Raw genomic sequence first — 1,796 nt, 5'->3', positions numbered from 1 at the left:
GCGCGCGCCGACTTCATCAAGCGCCAGCAGGCCAACCCGCCGGGGCCGGCGCGCACCGGGCTGCTCGATCGCATGGCTGTAGCCGAGCTGCGCGAGGTCGACTTCTCGAGCGAACTGCTGATGAGCGCCGTGGTCAAGCAGCTGGCGCGCGGCAACGCGGCCCAGTTCACCTCGCTGCCCGAGGCCACGCTCGAGGGCGCCATCGACTCGCTGTGGTCGCGCGGCGTGACCTCGACGCGCCAGCGCAACCTGCTGACGGTCGCGCGCGAGCTCGAGCGGCAGCTCACGCTGGTCTGGCTGTCGGCGCTCGGCGACGAGGAGATCGCCGCGCTGGCCGCCTGGCGCGGCGATGCGCAGGCCGATGGCGAGCGCGAGGCGCTGGTCGGCAGCTACCGCGCCGAGGTCAAGGCCGGCGACACGCGCGCGATCCGCGCCGTGCTGCGCGCCTGGCCGCGCTAGGCGGAAGGTATTCGGCGCGCGGGCCGAAAGCCCGGCGATTCGGCGCCGAATGTAGCTATTTGGGCGTCGTCGTCCGAAAGTTCCCGGCCATTGTTTCAATTTCGTGAACACCGTGATTCATTGGAGCAAGGGTTTTCCCTGGTTTGATGAGGCAAACTCCGCCTCACCCAAAAGAAGACCATCCAAAGGAAAGACACTCATGAAGACCTCGAACATCCTCGCTGCCGCCGCCCTGTCGCTGATCGCCGTTGCCGGCGCCCACGCGGAAACCTATGAAGGCGTGCATTCGGTGACCTCCGGCTACAGCCGCGCCGACGTGGCGCCCCAGGCCGCCGCCGCTGCCCGCGAAGGCAACATCTACGCCGACGGCGCGACCGCCAACCTGGCACCCGTGGTGGCCGGCAACACCGACCGCGCCGTGGTCCGTGGCGAAGCTGTGGCAGCCGCCCACGCTCCCGGCCAGAACCTGCGCCGCGAATCGTTCCCGGGCAGCGTGATTCCCGCGCAAGCCCGCACGCTGACGCGTCAAGCCGGCCTGTGATGCCGGGCGGCGCAAGCCGCTTCTGTTGAAGAGAATTGGTTAGGGAAACCGGGCCACGCGACGAGCGTGGCCCGGTTTTTCGTTGGGGCGGACGTAAAGCAGCGAGAAAACGCGGCGCAGCTTGTAAGATAAGAATCATTCCCATCTTCAAGCCGCGCGGGCCCGCGCCCGTCCGTGACCGTGTCCCTCCCGCTCGCCGACCTTCCGCTGCAGACGCAGGTTGAAGCCCTGTACAGCCACCACCACGGCTGGCTGTGGCGCTGGCTGCAGCGCCGGCTCGGCGACGGCCACCGCGCCGCCGACCTCGCGCACGACGTGTTCGTGCGGCTGCTGGCGCGCGAGGAACTGCTGGCGATCCAGGAGCCGCGCGCCTTCCTCACGACCGTGGCGCAGCGCGTGCTGGCCAACCACTGGCGGCGCCAGCAGCTCGAGCAGGCCTATCTCGAGGCGCTGACCCTCGTGCCGGCCGAACTGGCGCCTTCGCCCGAGGAGCGCGCGCTGCTGCTCGAGGCGCTCGCCGAAATCGACCGCCTGCTCGACGGCCTGCCGCTGGCCGTGAAGCGTGCCTTCCTGATGACGCGGCTCGATGGCCTGAACCATGACGAGGTCGCGCAGGCGCTCGGCCTGTCGGTCACCACGGTCAAGCGATACGTGCTCAAGGCCGCCCTGCAGTGCTACTTCCCGGACGCGTTGCCGGCGGGCCGGTGAGCAGCTTTCCCCCTCCCGGCATCGCCGAGCCGCCCGTCTCGGCCGAGGTCGCGCGCCGCGCGGTCGAGTGGATGCTCGAGCTGCAGGG

The 1,796-nt window shown here is 69.8% G+C and carries 2 protein-coding genes and 1 pseudogene; all 3 read left to right on the top strand.

Translation table 11 applies throughout. The features are described 5' to 3' along the window. Positions 1 to 459 (top strand): annotated as a pseudogene (locus AC27VN_RS40460) (hypothetical protein); the annotation flags it as partial. Between the two features lie 199 nt (positions 460 to 658). After that, positions 659 to 1,000 carry a hypothetical protein gene (locus tag AC27VN_RS40455; protein WP_057595065.1) on the top strand — a complete coding sequence of 114 codons (342 nt, stop codon included), beginning with the start codon at positions 659 to 661 and terminating at the stop codon, positions 998 to 1,000. A 180-nt stretch (positions 1,001 to 1,180) separates the two neighbouring features. Next, positions 1,181 to 1,708, top strand: a complete 528-nt coding sequence (locus AC27VN_RS40450) for a sigma-70 family RNA polymerase sigma factor (protein ID WP_093345067.1) — start codon at positions 1,181 to 1,183, stop codon at positions 1,706 to 1,708. Positions 1,709 to 1,796 lie beyond the last annotated feature (88 nt).

This window comes from Variovorax sp. 20P10.2.4 (genome assembly GCF_058244205.1).
This window is presented reverse-complemented; position numbering and strand designations above follow the sequence as displayed.